Origin of the sequence: Chitinophaga sp. GbtcB8 (assembly GCF_019091455.1) — a bacterium.
Taxonomy (GTDB): domain Bacteria; phylum Bacteroidota; class Bacteroidia; order Chitinophagales; family Chitinophagaceae; genus Chitinophaga.
Map to the genome: position 1 here is coordinate 216,428 of NZ_JAGXJN010000005.1, position 17,149 is coordinate 233,576.

At 48.7% G+C, this 17,149-nt stretch carries 18 protein-coding genes; 11 read left to right on the forward strand and 7 right to left on the reverse strand.

Features of this window, described 5'->3' with window-relative positions; all coding sequences use genetic code 11:
* From ccoO to hemN, 7 genes are all read left to right on the forward strand, one after another.
* A partial coding sequence (gene ccoO / locus KVT36_RS32655) for a cytochrome-c oxidase, cbb3-type subunit II (protein ID WP_254639907.1) occupies window positions 1-1,130 on the forward strand: 1,130 nt, incomplete at its 5' end.
* 17 nt (window positions 1,131-1,147) lie between these two features.
* The gene (locus KVT36_RS08380; protein WP_217603038.1) at window positions 1,148-1,327 is read left to right on the forward strand and encodes a CcoQ/FixQ family Cbb3-type cytochrome c oxidase assembly chaperone; all 180 of its coding nucleotides are present in this window, start codon (window positions 1,148-1,150) and stop codon (window positions 1,325-1,327) included.
* Window positions 1,328-1,339: 12 nt separating this feature from the next.
* On the forward strand, window positions 1,340-2,419 hold the full coding sequence (locus KVT36_RS08385) for a cbb3-type cytochrome c oxidase N-terminal domain-containing protein (protein ID WP_217603039.1): 1,080 nt from the start codon (window positions 1,340-1,342) through the stop codon (window positions 2,417-2,419).
* A gap of 5 nt (window positions 2,420-2,424) precedes the next feature.
* Window positions 2,425-3,849 (forward strand): cytochrome c oxidase accessory protein CcoG, encoded by a 1,425-nt coding sequence (gene ccoG, locus KVT36_RS08390; protein WP_217603040.1) that lies wholly within the window; start codon window positions 2,425-2,427, stop codon window positions 3,847-3,849.
* A 5-nt stretch (window positions 3,850-3,854) separates the two neighbouring features.
* Window positions 3,855-4,301: a FixH family protein gene (locus KVT36_RS08395; protein ID WP_217603041.1), complete on the forward strand. Its 447-nt coding sequence runs from the start codon at window positions 3,855-3,857 to the stop codon at window positions 4,299-4,301.
* A 2-nt stretch (window positions 4,302-4,303) separates the two neighbouring features.
* Entirely contained in the window at window positions 4,304-5,017 is a 714-nt protein-coding gene (locus KVT36_RS08400) for a sulfite exporter TauE/SafE family protein (protein WP_217603042.1), read from the forward strand.
* 3 nt (window positions 5,018-5,020) lie between these two features.
* The gene (hemN, locus tag KVT36_RS08405) at window positions 5,021-6,379 is read left to right on the forward strand and encodes an oxygen-independent coproporphyrinogen III oxidase (RefSeq protein ID WP_217603043.1); all 1,359 of its coding nucleotides are present in this window, start codon (window positions 5,021-5,023) and stop codon (window positions 6,377-6,379) included.
* Between the two features lie 60 nt (window positions 6,380-6,439).
* Here the strand turns inward: hemN and KVT36_RS08410 are convergent, their stop codons facing one another.
* On the reverse strand, window positions 6,440-7,252 hold the full coding sequence (locus KVT36_RS08410; protein ID WP_217603044.1) for a sugar phosphate isomerase/epimerase: 813 nt from the start codon (window positions 7,250-7,252) through the stop codon (window positions 6,440-6,442).
* Window positions 7,252-8,079 carry a phytanoyl-CoA dioxygenase family protein gene (locus KVT36_RS08415; RefSeq protein WP_217603045.1) on the reverse strand — a complete coding sequence of 276 codons (828 nt, stop codon included), beginning with the start codon at window positions 8,077-8,079 and terminating at the stop codon, window positions 7,252-7,254. The genes KVT36_RS08410 and KVT36_RS08415 overlap by 1 nt, the downstream gene beginning before the upstream one ends.
* A 138-nt stretch (window positions 8,080-8,217) precedes the next feature.
* On the opposite strand from KVT36_RS08415, the gene KVT36_RS08420 reads away from it, so the two are divergent.
* Together KVT36_RS08420 and KVT36_RS08425 are read left to right on the forward strand one after the other, a co-directional pair.
* Window positions 8,218-9,117: an AraC family transcriptional regulator gene (locus tag KVT36_RS08420; RefSeq protein WP_217603046.1), complete on the forward strand. Its 900-nt coding sequence runs from the start codon at window positions 8,218-8,220 to the stop codon at window positions 9,115-9,117.
* 159 nt (window positions 9,118-9,276) lie between these two features.
* Window positions 9,277-9,696: a LexA family transcriptional regulator gene (locus KVT36_RS08425; protein WP_254639908.1), complete on the forward strand. Its 420-nt coding sequence runs from the start codon at window positions 9,277-9,279 to the stop codon at window positions 9,694-9,696.
* A 3-nt stretch (window positions 9,697-9,699) separates the two neighbouring features.
* Here KVT36_RS08425 and KVT36_RS08430 read toward each other — a convergent pair whose 3' ends face one another.
* A complete protein-coding gene (locus KVT36_RS08430; protein ID WP_217603047.1) occupies window positions 9,700-10,299 on the reverse strand; it encodes an HD domain-containing protein in 600 nt (199 codons plus the stop codon).
* A gap of 167 nt (window positions 10,300-10,466) precedes the next feature.
* On the opposite strand from KVT36_RS08430, the gene KVT36_RS08435 reads away from it, so the two are divergent.
* Window positions 10,467-11,453, forward strand: coding sequence for an alpha/beta fold hydrolase (locus KVT36_RS08435; protein ID WP_217603048.1), 987 nt, complete (start codon window positions 10,467-10,469; stop codon window positions 11,451-11,453).
* A 65-nt stretch (window positions 11,454-11,518) separates the two neighbouring features.
* Here KVT36_RS08435 and KVT36_RS08440 read toward each other — a convergent pair whose 3' ends face one another.
* Entirely contained in the window at window positions 11,519-12,745 is a 1,227-nt protein-coding gene (locus KVT36_RS08440) for a DUF748 domain-containing protein (protein WP_217603049.1), read from the reverse strand.
* A gap of 97 nt (window positions 12,746-12,842) precedes the next feature.
* On the opposite strand from KVT36_RS08440, the gene KVT36_RS08445 reads away from it, so the two are divergent.
* Window positions 12,843-14,114, forward strand: coding sequence for a GNAT family N-acetyltransferase (locus tag KVT36_RS08445; RefSeq protein WP_217603050.1), 1,272 nt, complete (start codon window positions 12,843-12,845; stop codon window positions 14,112-14,114).
* 61 nt (window positions 14,115-14,175) lie between these two features.
* Here the strand turns inward: KVT36_RS08445 and leuB are convergent, their stop codons facing one another.
* From leuB to KVT36_RS08460, 3 genes are all read right to left on the reverse strand, one after another.
* The gene (leuB, locus tag KVT36_RS08450) at window positions 14,176-15,249 is read right to left on the reverse strand and encodes a 3-isopropylmalate dehydrogenase (RefSeq protein WP_217603051.1); all 1,074 of its coding nucleotides are present in this window, start codon (window positions 15,247-15,249) and stop codon (window positions 14,176-14,178) included.
* 23 nt (window positions 15,250-15,272) lie between these two features.
* Window positions 15,273-16,796 (reverse strand): alpha-isopropylmalate synthase regulatory domain-containing protein, encoded by a 1,524-nt coding sequence (locus tag KVT36_RS08455; RefSeq protein ID WP_217603052.1) that lies wholly within the window; start codon window positions 16,794-16,796, stop codon window positions 15,273-15,275.
* Between the two features lie 18 nt (window positions 16,797-16,814).
* A partial coding sequence (locus KVT36_RS08460; RefSeq protein ID WP_368670010.1) for a 3-isopropylmalate dehydratase small subunit 2 occupies window positions 16,815-17,149 on the reverse strand: 335 nt, incomplete at its 5' end.

Sequence of the window (17,149 nt, forward strand, 5' to 3'; positions counted from 1 at the left end):
ACTTTACCGACTGGACCATTGCACACGGGCATGTAGGCGCGCTGGGCTGGAAGGGCTTCCTCACCTTTGGTATCCTGTACTGGTTAATGCCCCGCATTTTTGCAACACAGCTGTACTCACGTAAATGGGCCAACGCACATTTCTGGTTAGGTACCCTGGGCATTATCTTTTACGTAATACCCCTGTACTGGGCCGCTTTTACACAGAGCATGATGTGGAAAGAGTTTACCGCAGAAGGCCAGCTGAAATACCAGTTCCTGGAAACAGTAACTACTATTGTACCCATGTATGCGCTGCGCGCTGTAGGCGGTATGCTGTACATCAGCGGTGTAGCGCTCATGATCGTGAACCTGGTAAAAACCATCCGCAGTGGCTCCTTTGTAGCCAATGAGCCTGCAGAAGCAGCCCCGCTGCCTAAAACAGTACCGGCGGTTACGCATGGCAAAACACACTGGCATAACTGGATTGAGCGCAGGCCCCTGCAAATGGTAGCCTTTAGCCTGGTAGTAGTAGCCATTGGCGGTGTTATAGAGCTGATACCTACTTTCCTGGTGCGCAGTAACGTACCTACCATTACCAGCGTAAAACCCTATACCCCGCTGGAGCTGCATGGGCGCGACATCTACATCCGTGAAGGCTGTTATACCTGCCACTCGCAGATGATACGCCCCTTCCGTGATGAAGTGGCGCGTTACGGGGAATACTCCAAAGCCGGTGAATTTGTATATGACCATCCTTTCCAATGGGGCTCCAAACGTACCGGGCCTGACCTGGCGCGTATTGGCGGCAAATACCCTGATAGCTGGCATTATAACCATATGCTGGATCCGTCCTCTATGTCGCCGGGCTCTATTATGCCTTCCTATCCCTGGTTAATGGACGACAGGGTGGATAAAAGCGCTACCCCTGCCATGATCAATGCCATGCGCAAGCTGGGCGTGCCCTACCCTTATAAATATGAGCTGCTGGCCAATGCAGATATGGAGAAACAGGCAAAGGAAATAGCCGCTTCCCTGAAAAAAGATAAGGTGGAAACGCCGCCGGACCGTGAGATAGTAGCATTGATAGCCTACCTGCAAAGAGTAGGAAGGGATATTAAAGAGGCGCCGGCCAAAACCGTCCTGAAATAACTTTTAAAACAAACAGCATGAAATTCATCAATTACCTGCAGAGTATTACCGGTGTAAGCGTATACCCGTTAACGTCATTGCTCCTGTTCACTATATTTTTTACCGTGGCCAGCATATGGGCATTCAAGGCAGATAAAGGGATGGTAGACCACGTAAGCCGTATACCACTGGACCATGATGATTCTCAAAGCCTATAAACACATTTGTATATGAACAAAAAGCTGCTCTGTTTTTTATACCTGTTCCTGTTAAGCAGTATTACGCCGGTGCTGGCGCAAGGGCCGCCACAACCCTCTTCCCTGTTGGATAATGCAGTAGCGCAGGTATTGCTGGCCGTGATCTTTGGTTTGTTCATTGCCATTGCCGTACTGGGAAATGTGGTGATACAGGCCATGGACCTTTACCGGGAGCGTATTAAAAAAAACGCTGACAAAACCTTACTGCTCATTGGCATTACCATTACCGGCTGTTTATTCAGCAGCGCTGCCATGGCCCAGTCTGCGCCGGCGCCTGTGGTAAAAGAAACCATTAACGGGCTTTCTGCCACTGCGTTCTATGTGCTTACATCCGTAATAGGACTGGAGCTGCTGGTAATACTGGTACTGCTCTATGCCCTGCGCATACTGGCGGGTATTGAATCCAAACGTAAACGCAAAGCAGCGGTGGCCGGCAAACCTGCCATCAGCTGGTGGGAGCGGGTGAATAAAACCCGCAGCGTGAGCACAGAAGCGGAACAGGAAGCGGATATGGGCCACGACTTTGACGGCATACGGGAGCTGAACAACCCTACCCCGCCCTGGTGGAAATGGGCTTTTTTCCTCAGCTTTATTTTTGGCATCATTTACCTGTGGGTATACCACATTTCCCACAGCGCACCGTTGCAGCTGGAGGAGCTGGCCATTGCAGAAGCGCATGCCGCTGAAGCTAAAGAAGCCTACCTGGCCAATGCCGCCAATAATATTGACGAACATTCTGTAAAGCTGTTAACAGAAGCCGCTGACATAAGCAGCGGGCAAAAGCTGTTCAGCACCAACTGCGCGGCCTGCCATGGTGCAGCCGGGCAGGGCATGGTAGGCCCTAACCTTACGGATAACTACTGGCTGCATGGCGGTAAAATAAATGAGGTATTCAGCACCATTAAATACGGCGTACCTGAAAAAGGGATGAAGTCCTGGAAAGATGATTTCTCTCCCAAACAGATTGCGCAGCTGGCCAGCTTTATTAAAAGCATACATGATACGCACCCTGCCGGCGCCAAGGAGCCACAGGGCCTGGTAGCAGAAAACTGAGTTTTATGAAAGATGAAGGAAGCATACACGGAACCATTCAGGAAGAATCATTCAGAGATCATATAGCCACGGTTAATGAACAAGGCAAGCGCAATTGGATATATGCACAACAGCCCAAAGGAAAGTGGTATCAGTACAGGAGTTACCTGAGCTATGTTTATTTCGCATTGTTCTTCAGCCTGCCGTTCATACAAGTGAATGGCAGGCCCTTGTTCCTGTTCAATGTAGTGGAGGGGCAGTTCATTTTGTTTGGCACCTCTTTCTGGCCACAGGATTTTTTCCTCTTCAGCTTAATTATGCTGGCCTTCATCCTGTTTGTTACACTCTTTACCATGGCCTTTGGCCGCTTGTTCTGCGGGTGGGCCTGCCCGCAAACCATTTTTATGGAAATGCTGTTCCGGCGCATTGAATACTGGATTGAGGGCGATGCGCCCGCACGCCGCCTGCTGGATAAAGGCCCCTGGACAGGCGATAAGATCCGTAAAAAAACATTGAAGCATGTTATCTTCTTTGCTTTATCTGTACTCATAGCTAACCTGTTCCTCTCTTATGTTATAGGCGTGCATGAATTAGGGCGTATTATCAGCGGCCCTTTTGAAGCGCATGTGGGTGGGTTCATTGCCATGCTGGCATTTTCCGCTGTGTTCTACGGCGTATTTGCTTTTTTCCGGGAGCAGGTATGTACTACTGTATGCCCTTATGGCCGCCTGCAAGGGGTTTTGCTGGACAAGAACTCCGTGGTGGTAGCCTATGATTATGAAAGAGGCGAGCCGCGCAGCAAATTCAAAAAGAATGAAATCCGCACTACCGGCGATTGTATTGATTGCCTGCAATGCGTAAAGGTATGCCCTACGGGGATAGATATACGTAACGGCACACAGCTGGAATGTGTGAACTGCACCGCCTGTATAGATGCCTGCAACTTCATGATGCAAAAGGTGAACCTGGCAGAAGGCCTGATCCGTTATGCTTCAGAGAATGGTATTGCCCAAAAGCAGCCCTTACGTTTTACCGGGCGTTTAAAAGTTTACAGCATAGTGCTGCTGCTGATATCAGGCGGTATTAGCTACCTGCTGGCCAGCCGTGCGCCGGTAAGCGGCACCATTATACGCACGGCCGGCATGCTTTACCAGGAGCGGGGTACAGACAGCATCAGCAATTTATACCGTATTAAGCTGATGAATAAAACACCGGAACCCATGCAGCTGCACCTGGTGTTAAATGACCTGCCCGGGCAGATCATTATGATAGGCCAGCCGCAGATAAACATTAAACCCGGTGAGCAGGGCGAAGGCACTTTTTTTATTGTATTGCCACGTTCTGCTATTACCAAACGAAAATCCGCCCTGCATATCAGCTTGTATGCAGGCAGTAAAAATACCGTTGCATTAAAAACCACTTTTTTAGGACCCATTCATGTTAAAAATTAGCTATTATGAAAACCATTCACTGGGGACATAAGATCATACTGGTATTCCTGCTTTTTGCAGCCGGCATTCTAACGCTGGTAGTAAAAAGCATCGGTACTAAAATAGATATGGTTACCACTGATTATTACGGCGCAGAATTAAAATACCAGCAGGTAATAGACGGGCGGAAAAATACCGCTGCCTTATCCGCACCCGTGAGCATTAGCCAGCCGGAAGGCCTGGTGCTGCTCACTTTCCCGCCGGAGCTGCAGGGGCAAAATGTACAGGGGCAGGTATTGTTTTACCGCCCTTCTGATGCGCATAAAGATTTTAGCCTGCCATTGACGCTGGATGAACAGGGCCGCCTGCCGGTGAGTAAGCAAAAATTCATACCCGGCAGCTACCATGTAAAAATACAGTGGACTCTGAACAATACACCTTATTTCCAGGAAACCGCCTTATATATAAACTGATCATGCTACTCCTTTTAATATCCGCACTTTCGCTGGGTTTTGTAGGCAGCTTTCACTGCGTTGGTATGTGCGGGCCTATTGCATTAACGCTGCCGGTACAGCATTTAAGCGGGTATAAAAAAATGGCAGGCATCCTGTTGTATAACCTGGGCCGCATGAGCGCCTATGCTTTACTGGGCTTATTATTCGGCTGGTTAGGCAGGCAGTTTTACCTGGGTGGCTTACAGCAATGGTTATCCATTGCCCTGGGTTACTTGTTACTGGTAATAGCAGGGTTGCAATACATTACCAAACGCCGGCCTGCTTTCTTTGCTGACCTGGGTGTGCTCACCAAAGGCTTACAAAAAGTATTAGGCAATTTATTACGCCGGCAGCAGTTCCGCACCCTGTATGCCATTGGCTTTTTTAACGGCCTGCTGCCCTGCGGGCTGGTGTACCTGGGCATTACCGGCGCCATAGCCACGGCCCATATTTACCAGGGCGCCTTATTCATGGCTGCTTTTGGCGCAGGCACCTTACCCGCTATGACCACTGTGGCCTGGTGCAGCCATTTGCTGAGCTTACGTGTACGCAACCGCATCAGGCAAATGATACCGCTGGTAATGGTTATTATGGCAGGCCTGTTAATTGTGCGCGGGTTAAACCTGGGCATTCCCTACCTGAGCCCTGCCATGCACGCGCACACACACAATATTATTGAATGTCATAAACCGTGATATATGAACCTGCTTCGCAAATACAATGTAGCTGCGCCCCGTTATACCAGCTACCCCACCGTACCTTACTGGGATACCAACAGCTTTGACCTTAGCCAGTGGCAGCAGCTGTTAAAAAAAGCTTTCCAGGCCACCAACGGCAAAGACGGTATCAGCCTGTATATACACCTGCCTTTTTGCGAAAGCCTGTGCACTTATTGCGGCTGTAATAAACACATTACCGTAAACCATGCGGTAGAAGCGCCTTACATAAAAGCCCTGTTACAGGAATGGCAATTGTACTTGCAGCTGTTTGCGCAAAAACCACGTATCCGGGAAATACATTTAGGCGGCGGCACCCCCACCTTTTTTCACCCACAGCAATTACGGTTTTTGCTGGAGAGCATTTATAAAAGCGCCACACTGCTGCCCGATGCATCTTTGAGCTTTGAAGGCCACCCCAACAACACTACCGCCGCGCATATGCAAACATTGTACGACCTGGGTTTCCGCCGTATGAGCCTGGGTATACAGGACCTGGATCCCCGCGTGCAGCAGATCATTCACCGCATACAACCTTATGAGAATGTAGCTACGGTGGTAGAACAAGCCCGGCTGATAGGTTACAACTCCATTAACGTTGACCTGATATACGGGTTACCCCTGCAAACCGCTGCCGGCCTGGAAAACACCATCCGCCAGGTAATGCAGCTGCGCCCCGGCCGTATCTCCTTTTACAGTTATGCGCATGTGCCCTGGGTAAAAGGCGTAGGCCAGCGCCTGTTCACCACCGCCGACCTGCCGGACGAAAAAACCAAACAGGGTTTATATGAGCTGGGTAAAAAGCTGTTTACCGGTTACGGTTATACGGAAATAGGTATGGATCATTTTGCATTGCCGGACGATGCTTTGCACCAGGCCTATAAAAAAGGACAGCTGCACCGCAACTTTATGGGTTATACCGTTACCCATACCTCCCTGCTGGTAGGGCTGGGCGCCAGCTCCATTGGCGATGGCTGGTATGCCTATGCGCAGAACGAAAAACATATAGCCACTTACCAGCAATTAGTAGGCAAGGGTCAATGGCCGGTAGTACGCGGGCATCTGCTGGATGAGGAAGATCTGCTATTACGCCGCCACATCCAGGCGCTCATGTGCCGCTTTGAAACCGCCCGCAGCAAATCAGACCCGCAGTGCAATGCTATTATTGAAAGCCTGGAACGGCTGCAGGAGCTGGAAAAGGATGGGCTGGTAGAGATACTGCCTGGTAAGGTGGTGGTTACCCCAAAAGGCAAACCCTTTATCCGCAATATTTGTATGGCCTTTGATGCACGCCTGTGGCGCAAGCTGCCGGCCACGCAGCTGTTTAGCCAGGCTATTTAACCGGCTATGAATGGCTGTGCCTCAAGGTTAAGAGCACCGGAATAATTAATCAGATCCGTTTTACTGTATTGATTTTACGATCAGGTCTTTAATAAAACAATTAAGCTCAAATTGATCAGCAACAGGCTGCCCGGTTAACGGGTCCGTAAACATATATGGCGGCGGCCCAAATTCAGGCGTAATGGTAAAGGTTGCTGCACCCTGTATTTTCTTAACTTCCAGGATCCGCAGCCACCAGCTTAGAAATATATTTGTTGCATGCTGCCATTCCTCAACCCTGGGATCCGGCACCTGCGGGCCTTGCGTATGGCCCACCCGCGCATGTATATGTGCGGTCCGGTTAATTGCTTCTTCTACAATGGTTGGACTATGACTGAGATAACTTTCCGTAACGCAAACCCAATGCGAAAAATCAGCAGTGATCTTCATTTCAGGGCGCAGCTTAAAAAGTTCCCCGGCATTGTACGGGCTGTAGCCCAGCCGCCCGCGATGCGTTTCATGGATCACCTGTACGCCATGAGCCGCAGCAAATTCGCTGGCAGTATCAATCACTCTTAGCTGATCATCTATACTGAAATAATCGCGGCCGGAGTGAGAGTTGATCAACACCGGCTCACTTTCCAAACAAAGGCTCAGGTAATATTCAAAAGACCGGCAAAACTCCTTAATGTTATTACCCTTTGCCTGGTGCTGGTGGCAAACAACCGGCATCTTATACTGCGCTAAAAGATGATTGAACTTTTTCCTTTCAGCAGGCTGCTCAGGCACCCATGTATCGATCCCATCAAAACCGGCTTCTTTTATTTTGATGATAAAATCTTCAAAGGGCAAGCTCTCAGATCCCCATTGCGGCGCCAGGATCAAAACCTTCATCAGGATGGATTTGTAGTGGAATAGATCAATGGATTTTGTTCATCGTCATTTAAGGGCTCACCGATCTTAAGCCGGGCAAACTGCTCATCGGATAATATGTTCTTTATACCGTTAAAGGTAGCGCCTTCGGGCATGTAGGCACAGGTCATGGCACGCCTGTAACCACTGGTCATATTGGCGCCCGCACCGTGAATAGTTAATCCATTGTGGAACGAGCAGCTGCCGGCCTTCATTGGTACACCCACTGAAGCGGCTTTCATAAACTGCGGATAAAATTCGAAAACCGAATCCATATTCTTGCCTATCCCCGGGTTTTCAAAACCGGTGCTGTGATAAGACCCCGGAATAAAATACAGGCAGCCATTCTCCGGCGTTGCGTCATCTAATGCAACCCAGATAGAGAGTGCCCGCCGGTCTGTAAATGACCAGAATGGCGTATCAAGATGCCAGGAAGTAGGGTTTGCCCATGGCCGTTTTATCAGCGCCTGGTCATGCCAGATACGTATACCCTCGCAACCCGCAAGTTCTGCCGCCATTTTACCAATATGCTTATTGAGCATTAATGCCTTCACCTTTTCATTGGTTTGCCATAAATTCAGCATTTGGTCAAATACTTTTCCAAAGTAATCCGCCTCTTTATTGATACCGTCATCGTCGCCCGTTTTAGTTTCTTTTCCGGGCAGCTTTCTGCCTCCGCGTTCTTCCACAGCCTCCATAACTGCTTCGCGCCAGGTCTGGAGCTCTCCCGGTGACAGAAAATCCGTTATCAGTAAAAAACCATTCTCACGGTAACTGGCAATTTGTTGTTCGCTGAGCTGTGTTTTCATTAACGATGGTTTATAAAGCCAATATAACATGGATCTCAGCGTACGCGGTAATGCTATTTGATATAATAAGTTTGCTTTTTGCTACCCCTCAAAAAACAAAAAATATTGCCGATATTTAAACCATTGCCAATTGGAACTATGCAGAACTTTTATAAATATTTACCCGTTTCCACGGAGGACCAGGATTGGGGATTGCAGATGTTGCATGCGGGGTATCACCTTTATCAGCCAGGAAATGACTACCCGGATAAAGACCATCCGTCTCATCACTGTTTTGATGCAAAAGAGGGCCGGGTATTGCAGGAATATTCATTGATCTATATAACGGGCGGACAAGGTGTTTATACCTCGCCGGAAACAGGCGACCGGCCTGTTAAAGCAGGATCTGCAATTATTATTTTTCCGAATGAAAGGCATTCTTACCGGCCCGATCCTGACACCGGGTGGACCGAATACTGGATCGGCTTTAACGGGCCTCATATGCATCATTTGGTAAAGAAGAAATTCTTCGGCCCATTGATGCCTGTGATCAATGTTGGGTATAATGAAACGATGATAAATCTGTTTATCCAGGTAATAGAGGCCATTAAGAACGAAAAAGCGGGTTACCAGCCTTTGGTTTGCGGTGCGGCAATGTATATGCTGGGGCAGCTGCATAGCGCTGCGAAACAACAGCTTTTTATTACCGGCGATGAAGAACAGCTGGTGGATCATGCAAGGCTGATCATCAGGTCAAACCTTTATAAAAGCTTTAGCCCGCAGCAGATCGCTGATGAGCTCATGATAAGCTATTCCCGTTTCCGGAAGCTGTTTAAGGCATATACAGGGATGGCTCCTGTACAATACCAGATCCAGCTAAAGCTGGAAAAGGCAAAAGAAGAGCTGGTCAACACGCCAAAATCAGTGAAAGAAATAGCCTTTGATCTTAAGTTTGAATCAAGTCAGTACTTTTCAAATCAATTTAAACGGAAAACCAGCTTAACGCCGCTTGAATTCAAAAGAAGTTTTGGCAAACTGTCCCGCCCCCCTGCCAGGTAGCAGCGCTAATACCACCTTATATACAAACCACCCTTGCCGGCCCTAGTGCGGCCCATTTCCCCGCGGTTATTTATACAGCCCGCTAAATTGTTTTCAAATTGTTAATGCAATTGTTATACTAATATTTTTAGCATATTTTTACTAAAATTATTGGTGATTATGAAAGAGACGATAGGAATGCTGGCGCCCGCCAGCCTGGTAATCCCATTCATTGATACAAATGCCGCATACCGCGATCCAGCCACCCACGATACCGAAAACCTGCTGGACCTGGGACAAATGCTGCAACCCCACCCCGGCAACAGCAGTATGCTGCAGATCAAAGGCGACAGCATGCAGGACGCCAATATGCCGCATGGCAGCTGGGCCGTGGTAGACCGTATCACAAAACCGGCTTCCGGCTCCATTGTAGTGGCTATGCTGGATAATGAGCTAACGGTAAAACGGCTGGTAAAAGCAGGACGTAACTGGGTGCTGCACCCGGAAAATGCTTTTTATAAACCGGTGATCATCACTGAAGAAATGGACTTCCGGGTATTAGGGGTAATAACGCATGTAATAGTGGATCTGCGGAAATAACCATCACCCCTCCTGTTTTGCCAGCGACTGCAGCCAGTAAATGTTTTCCTGCTTGCCTGCATTCAACAGGTTACGGCAATAATCTGTATAAAAAGTATGTGCCTGTAAAAAGCGTAGGGTGCTCTGGTACCAGTACGGGAACTGCCTGCCGGTGCGCAGCTCCATTTCTTTTCTTACCAGCGCATCTGTTTTCCGGAACACAGGTGTGCCCAGGTGGTAGGTATCCGCATCGCAGATAACAGATTCCAGGAAATTGCCGGGATGGGATGGAAAACGGGTAGCCATAATACAACCGGCTATAAAAGGAATGGATGCACCTGGCAGGCAGTGCTGCTGAAAATAGTTCTGCATCAGCTGCACTCCCCTGAGCTCGTGGTCCTGTATGCCGCCCGTAAGGTGGCCTATATCATGGAACCAGGCCGCTGTTCTTACAATAAACAGCTCCTCTTCGCCCAGGGCATAGGACCGGGCTATTTCCGCCGCATGCTGCACTACGCTTTTGGTATGCAGCAGGTTATGATAAGGAAACTGCTCCTTAGCATGAAATTCAAAAAAACCGGTCACATACTGTCCGATATGAGATTCAGCTTCATTATAGTTCATGGTACCAACCCGGGGAATACAGCTAAATATCTCAAATGATTCTGTAGAGATTTTGGATACCGGCTTTTTTTTGTACATTTTAAGCCGTCATTCTTTAACCGATTCAATAAACTGTTATGATGTTATACCTGAAGCACCTGCCTGCACTGCTTTTTTTCCCGTTTATAATGGCACTGCAACCTGCATCCTCACAAAGCCACAGCTTGCGCACAGATAGTATTTATTCCCTGGAAAAAGTACAGCTGGGCGGCATTCGGCAAACCATTTTAACTACCGGTACAGATAGCAGCAAACCCGTGTTGCTGGTGCTGCATGGTGGCCCCGGGTTTACGGAAATGGCGGTGTTCCGCATCTATAACCGGGACCTGGATAATGATTATGTGGTGGTGCACTGGGACCAGCGCGGCGCTGCTGCTTCCTACGATCCATCCATACCGGAATCCAGCATGAACATTGACCAATTTGTTTCAGACGCCCATGAGCTGGTTACCCTTTTAAAAAAGCGTTTTAAAAAAGATAAGATCTTCCTGCTGGGCCATTCCTGGGGCACCGCCCTTGGCCTGCTGCTGGCACAGCGTTACCCCGAGGACTTTGCCGCCTATATTGGCATTGGGCAGGTGGTGAACATGATGGATAATGAACGGCTTTCCCTGCAATACACGCTGCAAATGGCTAACAAGGCGCATGATACCGCTGCCCTTAGAGAGCTGAAACCCCTCGTAGGCCGCTATCCTGCTAAAAACGACAGCAGCCTGGATGACCTGTACCTGCAGCGTAAATGGCTCTCTTATTTTGGCGGCGCCATATGGGGACATCATGATTACAGCAGTATCCTTGACCGTATTAAACCGGGCGATCCCTTGTTTAATGGGGAACAGATAGCAGCAGGAGAAACCTTTTCCATGCGCACCCTGTGGAAGCAGTTCCTGAATATTGACTTTTTCACAACAGCGCCGGTATTAAAAGTGCCGGTGTATTTTATAACCGGGCGGCATGATTATAATACGCCTTTTGCTTTAGTAGAAAAGTATTACAAACAGGTAAAGGCCCCGGCTAAAAAGCTGATCTGGTTTGAAAATTCAGCGCATATACCGCAGTTTGAAGAACCGGCAAGATTTAATGCGGTGATGAAGGAAATTGCGCGGCAGCAATAACAACCGCTATCCGCACACAGCCAGCAAAACCAATGCCCTGTACCATCACGGTGCAGGGCGTTTTTTTAGTGCTCATCAACCGTTTTAAATCTTTCCAGTCCCTCCTTTTTCCGCTTTTCTTCTTTCTCTTTTTCCTGCTTTTCCTGCGCCTCTTTTTTCTTATCATCATCCTTACCGCCAAAGAGCCTTTTAAAGAACCCCTTCTTTTCATCCTGCGGCACTTCCGATGCGGAGCTGATATCGATCTCATTATCCACGCTGGGCAGCAGGGCTTCAATAAAAGCGTTCTTCAATACCTCCCACACCGCGCCCATAATATCCGTGTGTGATTCATGAAAGCTGCCTTCCAGGTTCACTTTCGTGGCCACCTGCTTTTTCTTCGGGTTCTTCAGCACATGCGCCGCAGCATCTATCACGGTTTCTTTAGCCTTTTGCAAAAAAGGATCGTGTTTATCTTCTGTACCTTTTACCTGCAGTTCTTTGATGATGGGTTTTACATAACCTTTAAAATTACCGTTATCTGCGGCAAACTCTGAATACAGGGCCAGTGATCCTTTGCTCACATCAAACTTACCATAGGCTTTAAAAAAATCATTCAGATCCACCAGGTTGGCGCTGGTCATTTGTGCCGTCAGGTCAAAGGTGGGTTCTTTGGCTAACCCGTCCAGCTTCATATCCAGGGAAAGATCACCCCCATAGGCATTTGCCCTGGCCACTAAGCTGGAGGGCAGCTTTTCCTTTTTATCAGAAGTGTTCTTCAGGTTCCGGGCCAGTATATAAGTATTCTTCAGGGAAATGTCCACCTTAGGTGCGGAGGTGCTGTCCACATAATGAATGCTGCCGTTATGCACTTCAAACCGGTTCACCTTCAGCGGCATAAAATCTTTCAGCACCTTGCGGAAGTCGTTGGTATCTTTAGCCACCTGCCCTATTTCCGCTTTATCTTTTGTAAACACCAGCTTGGGTGAAAGCAGCTCCAGCTCGCCCACAACAGATCCTTCAAACAGGGCCCGCCATTCTACAGACAGGTCAATGGTTTGTGCTTTGAAAAATTCAGTTTGTTTTTGGGTAGCAGAATCCAGCTTGTTAATGTAAATGTTATTCAGCTGATAAGCGCCGCGGTACAAAGCAATGTCAATATCCTGCACATGCCCGTAATAACCATTCATATTTGCCAGGGTATTATTGGCATACCGCAGCACAATGTAAGGCAGCAATAAACGTAAAATGATCAGCAGCAGGATGATGCTGCCAATGATAATGTATTTCTTCTTTATGGGGCGTGCGCTCATAATACCCGTTTAAGAAACCTTTACAAAACTCAAACCACTTTTGGTATCTTTATTTACTTGCTTATTCTCCTGTCTGCTATAAACCTGCCATCAAACCATGAATGTGCTGAATAACGCTACCCCGGCCCAGCTGGAACAGGCTGTGGCAAATAACCACCGGGAACTGTTTGCCCTGAATGCCATTGCACAAGGCGGTAAAGTATATGGTCATAACGGTCTTAGCTGGACCTATGCCGGGGCCGCTAACAGCTCTGTGGTGCTCTTCCCCGCTATGGATGCCGCCACTGCCGGTACACAGCTGGATGAAATGATGGACCATTACCGTACGCAGCCGCCTAAAAACGCCGGTTGCTGGTCACTGGCGCCCGCGCAGCCGCTTAACCTGGGCGTACTGCTGCTGGCACGTGGCTTTCAGCCTGGCTGGCGCCCGCAATGGATGGCGCTTGACCTGGAAGCCATGCAAACGGAACATGCGCGGCCGGCCGGTTTGCAGGTAAAAGCAGATAATGTTACGCCCATCCATGATATTCAGCACCTGCCTTATGCCAATACCAACAGCCTTTCCCATGAGCTTAAACAACAGTACCCGGAGCTTGGGCAGCGTTTTATTGCTACGCTCAACGGGGTGATTGTAGCGCACAGTGAAGTATTTTTTACTACCGGCAGCAATGGGGTGGCCGGCATTTACAGTGTAGGCGTGGTACCGCATGCAAGGGAAAAAGGCATTGGCAAAGCCGTGGTGCTGGCCGCCTGTTTGTATGCAAAGGAAAAGGGCTACCGTTATGCCGTATTAAACGGCACCGGGCGCCGCATGTACGAGCAGATAGGTTTTAAATGGGTAGGCTTCGGGAATACCTGGTGGCTGCAAAACCAGCGCTACCGCACAAACCCGCCTACACGGCAACAGGTAGCCCTGGCAGAAGCGGTAGGTAACGGAGATGTGCCTACGTTAAATGAGCTGGTTAAAAAATTCAATACCGGCGATCTTAATACGCCCCTCAGCAACGGCATGACGCTGATGCAGCTGGCCGTGCATACCAAACGGGCTGCCACCGTAGAATGGTTAATGGAACAAGGCGCTATCTGTACCGTATTAGATGCCTGGGACCTGGGCAAACGTGACCTGGCTGCTGCCCTATTAAAAGCGCAACCCGCCCTGGCAAACAGCCAGCTGTACGGAGAGTGGGATGCCACGCTGCTGCATGTAGCAGCTGACCGTAATGATATATCCCTGGCGCAGCTGGCGCTCAGCGCACACCCTGACCTGGGAATAAAAGATAAAGTATATGACGGTACTCCCCTGGACTGGGCGCAGCACCTGCAAAGAACGCAGATAGCAGAGCTGATCCGGAAAAGTGTAGCCTTTTAATAAAAAAACTGCCGGCAACACAAGGCCACCGGCAGTACCACTAAAAACTTTTCTCTATCCTTTAAATGTGTTTCAGCACTTCTTCACCAATAGCGGCTGTGCCTAATATTTTATCTGCAGCTGTTTGTGCATCGGCAATATCGCGGGTACGGAAGCCGGCTTTCAGCACCTTATCTACCGCACTGATCACCGTTTCTGATTCTGCTTTCATGCCAAAAGAAATATCCAGCAGCAGCGCAGCAGATAAGATAGAGGCTAAGGGGTTAGCCACACCTTTACCGGTAATATCATGCGCAGAGCCATGAATAGGTTCGTACACACCAGTGCCATCCCCTATGGAGGCGGAGGCCAGCATCCCCATGGAGCCGGCTATCTGCGAGGCTTCATCCGTCAGTATATCCCCAAACAGGTTGGCAGTTACCACCACATCAAAATGGCGCGGATCTTTGATCAGCAGCATAGCAGTGGCGTCTACAAACTGGTGCTCCACTTCAACATCCGGGTAGTCCAGCGCTACTTTCTGCACCACTTCACGCCACAGGCGGGAGGTTTCAATTACATTGGCCTTATCTACAGAACATAATTTCTTTCTGCGGGTACGGGCTGCTTCAAAGGCTTTGCGGGCTATGCGCTCTACTTCGTAACGGCTGTATTCTGCAATATCAAAAGCTGTATCTCCATTATTCTTACGTCCTTTTTCACCAAAGTAAATATCGCCGGTCAGCTCACGGAAGAATAAAATATCTGCGCCTTTTAAGATCTCCGGTTTAATGCTGGATGCACCCAGCAGCTCATCAAACAGCTTAATGGGGCGCAGGTTGGCGTACAGTCCCAGCTCCTTGCGCATTTTCAGCAAGCCCTGTTCCGGCCTTACTTTAGCAGATGGGTCGTTATCATATTTCGGGTGGCCTACTGCGCCAAATAATACCGCATCTGACTTACGCATTTTTTCCAGTGATTCATCCGGTAAGGGATTACCGGTAGCTTCAATGGCTACGTGGCCTATCAGCGCTTCGTCGTAGGTAAAGGTATGGCCGTATTTAGCGGCTATCTTGTCCAGTACCTTTTTACCAACGGCCGTAACTTCCTGTCCTATTCCGTCGCCCGGAACAATTAAAATATGCTTGCTTGCCATGCTTTTGTGGATTGTTATGAAGATTATATTAGGTTCAACATTTTTTGTGTTGCCTTAATGGCCGATACCGTTTGATCACTATCGAGCCCCCGGGTTTTAAATTCCTTATTATTATAACGCCAGGTAATAACGGTTTCACATAATGCATCACTTTTACCACCGGGCGGAATGCGCACTGCATAATCCGTTAACTGCGGCAGCTCCTGTTTATGTTTTTTATATACTTTCTTCAACGCATTCATGAACGCATCATACTGCCCGTCGCCCTGGGAGTGCTCTTCAAACAGCTCCCCTTTAATAGAGATCTTCAGGGATACAGAGGGATGCAGGTTCTTGGAATGGGTAAGCACATAGTTCTCTATGCGCACCTTCTCTTCTATGGCTTTGCTGTCCAGTACATCGGAAATAATATAAGGCAGGTCCGCCTGGGTTACTACTTCCTTTTTATCGCCCAGCTCAATAATGCGCTGGGTTACTTTTTTCAGGTCCGGCTCACTCAGCTGAATGCCCAGCTGCTGCAGGTTGTTCTCTATATTGGCCTTACCGCTGGTTTTACCCAGCGCATAACGGCGCTGCCGGCCAAAACGCTCCGGCATCAGGTCACTGAAGTAAAGCTTGTTCTTCTTATCTCCATCCGCGTGTATGCCGGCTGTTTGGGTAAATACATTCTCCCCTACTACCGGTTTATTGGCCGGTATGCGGAAACCGGAAAAGGTTTCCACCAGCTTGCTAACGGTGTATAATGATTCTTCTTCCACCGCAGTTTTCACCTCCGGCAAAAAATCATGCAGCACCGCTATAGCGCTGGCCAGGGGCGCATTACCGGCCCGCTCGCCCATACCATTAATGGTAAGGTGCACGCCATGCGCACCGGCCCTTACGCCTTCCAGCACATTGGCTGTACCCAGGTCGTAATCATTATGCATATGCACATCAAAGTGCAGCTTGGGATATCGCTGCACAATGGCGGAGGTATATTCAAAAACTTCAGACGGGATCAGGATACCCAGGGTATCCGGCAGCATAATACGTTTAACGGGCTGCGTTTGTAAAAAATCAAGGAACTGGAATACATAATCGCGGGAGTGGCGCATACCATTGCTCCAGTCTTCCAGGTATACATTACATTCCAGGCCTTTCTTTTTTGCCAGCGCTATTACCGCGGCTATTTCTGCAAAGTGCTGTTCCGGTTTCTTTTTCAGCTGGTGGGTTAAATGGTTCAGGGAACCTTTGGTAAGCAGGTTCATAACCTTAGCCCCTGCCTGCTGCATCCATTGCACGCTTACATCGCCATCCACAAACGTCAGCACCTCCACCCTGTTCAGAAAACCATTGGCCTTGGCCCATTTGGTAATGGCCTTTACGGCCGCAAACTCCCCTTCAGATACGCGGGCAGAAGCAATTTCAATACGGTCTACCTTTACTTCTGTCAACAATAACTGCGCAATGGTTAATTTTTCCGAAGGTGAAAAAGAAACGCCGCTGGTTTGCTCCCCATCCCGCAGGGTGGTATCCATTATTTCTACATAGCGTCCGGCAACTGGCATAATAAGTGGTGGAATGTTTTAGTACATGCTTTTGGCAGCGAAGGTCTGGATCTCGCTCTTCATGGCTTGCAGGTAATCAATATCATCATAACCGTTCTGCAGGTTATGTTTCTTATAACTGTTGATGTCAAATTTTTCGCTTTCACCGGTAGCTACAATGGTGATGGTCTGCTCCGGCAGGTTCACTTCCACTTCCGCCTTGGGATCGGCTTCTATGGCAGTAAAGATCTTATCTAAGAAAGCAGCGCTCACCTGTACGGGCAGTATGCCAATGTTCAGGGAGTTGTTCTTAAAAATGTCGGCAAAAAAGCTGCTTACCACACAGCGGAAACCATAATCATAAATGGCCCAGG

Coding starts and splice junctions, on each gene's coding strand:
- KVT36_RS08380 (WP_217603038.1), top strand. CDS start 1,148: ATGAAATTCATCAATTACCTGCAGAGTATTACCGGTGTAAGCGTATAC.
- KVT36_RS08385 (WP_217603039.1), top strand. CDS start 1,340: ATGAACAAAAAGCTGCTCTGTTTTTTATACCTGTTCCTGTTAAGCAGT.
- ccoG (WP_217603040.1), top strand. CDS start 2,425: ATGAAAGATGAAGGAAGCATACACGGAACCATTCAGGAAGAATCATTC.
- KVT36_RS08395 (WP_217603041.1), top strand. CDS start 3,855: ATGAAAACCATTCACTGGGGACATAAGATCATACTGGTATTCCTGCTT.
- KVT36_RS08400 (WP_217603042.1), top strand. CDS start 4,304: ATGCTACTCCTTTTAATATCCGCACTTTCGCTGGGTTTTGTAGGCAGC.
- hemN (WP_217603043.1), top strand. CDS start 5,021: ATGAACCTGCTTCGCAAATACAATGTAGCTGCGCCCCGTTATACCAGC.
- KVT36_RS08410 (WP_217603044.1), bottom strand. CDS start 7,252: ATGAAGGTTTTGATCCTGGCGCCGCAATGGGGATCTGAGAGCTTGCCC.
- KVT36_RS08415 (WP_217603045.1), bottom strand. CDS start 8,079: ATGAAAACACAGCTCAGCGAACAACAAATTGCCAGTTACCGTGAGAAT.
- KVT36_RS08420 (WP_217603046.1), top strand. CDS start 8,218: ATGCAGAACTTTTATAAATATTTACCCGTTTCCACGGAGGACCAGGAT.
- KVT36_RS08425 (WP_254639908.1), top strand. CDS start 9,277: ATGAAAGAGACGATAGGAATGCTGGCGCCCGCCAGCCTGGTAATCCCA.
- KVT36_RS08430 (WP_217603047.1), bottom strand. CDS start 10,299: ATGAACTATAATGAAGCTGAATCTCATATCGGACAGTATGTGACCGGT.
- KVT36_RS08435 (WP_217603048.1), top strand. CDS start 10,467: ATGGCACTGCAACCTGCATCCTCACAAAGCCACAGCTTGCGCACAGAT.
- KVT36_RS08440 (WP_217603049.1), bottom strand. CDS start 12,745: ATGAGCGCACGCCCCATAAAGAAGAAATACATTATCATTGGCAGCATC.
- KVT36_RS08445 (WP_217603050.1), top strand. CDS start 12,843: ATGAATGTGCTGAATAACGCTACCCCGGCCCAGCTGGAACAGGCTGTG.
- leuB (WP_217603051.1), bottom strand. CDS start 15,249: ATGGCAAGCAAGCATATTTTAATTGTTCCGGGCGACGGAATAGGACAG.
- KVT36_RS08455 (WP_217603052.1), bottom strand. CDS start 16,796: ATGCCAGTTGCCGGACGCTATGTAGAAATAATGGATACCACCCTGCGG.